This window comes from Tenacibaculum soleae, assembly GCF_030549005.1.
Lineage (GTDB): Bacteria > Bacteroidota > Bacteroidia > Flavobacteriales > Flavobacteriaceae > Polaribacter > Polaribacter soleae.
In genome coordinates, this window is record NZ_JAUOSW010000033.1 from 1 (window position 1) to 906 (window position 906).

Here is a 906-nt window from a genome sequence, read left to right on the forward strand (position 1 = left end):
CAACGTGATTGTATATAGTTTGTTGCGTTTATAAACACTAAATATAGCAAATAAAAACCGAATAGAAAATCCGAGAGGATTTTCGTAAGTAGGCTAGAACTAGCAATAAATTATATACGGTGTTGCAAGTAGTAGTTTTTCATTTTTAATTACTGTTTTATTCAAAGTCAGCGAAACCTTATTATAATTCCAATTTTTAATAAAAGTTATGTGTATTACTTTATAATTCTAGTGCCATTTAAATGTTTCCATATTTTCCAAATCAATTCTCATAATATATTCATCTTCACCAATATAATTATTCAGTAATCTCTCAGAAAATCCACACCCTCCAGATTTTTTCGCTTTTTTTAAAACACTAGAAAGAGGATAAAATGTGTGTTTATAATCTCCAAGTTCATAAAATTCATCTTCAAATTTGAGTATTTCATTCGTATCGCATATTATTAAAGAACCTTTTCCTTTACTAAATTCTCTTGCACATTCTAAACGACCAGTAAAACTTGCTATTTTTCCATTTTTACTAATCCTTTTACACGCTCGAAATAAAATAGGTCTTATCGTTGGTAAAAAGTTTTTTAGAACGATTTCCCAAACATCAAAAAAAGCCTTTCTTTTTTTGTCAGGTCCAGTTAGAATCCAATTACCAATGAAAGTTACAGTCAGCCTATTAATATTCGCATTTTTCTGCAAAATATCAATCAAGTTTTGAGCTATTTCATTCTTTTCTTCTTTTGACAATCTATATTGAAATTTATCTTTCATTTATTAAGTAAAAACCGATAATGGGTGATTTTGTTTTTTCAATTCCGTAAACTTTCCTTAGCAAATTTTAGTTCTCAAAATCAGATATTTTTCAATTCCGAATTACTTACATCTGAGTGATTTCCGCTATTACTTGCAACG

General features: G+C 28.3%; 1 protein-coding gene. It reads right to left on the reverse strand.

Annotated features, from left to right (window positions below; genetic code table 11):
• Positions 1-228: 228 nt before the first annotated feature.
• Complete coding sequence (locus Q4586_RS13970; RefSeq protein ID WP_303530007.1) at positions 229-765, reverse strand: hypothetical protein; 537 nt, start codon at positions 763-765, stop codon at positions 229-231.
• Positions 766-906: the final 141 nt, after the last annotated feature.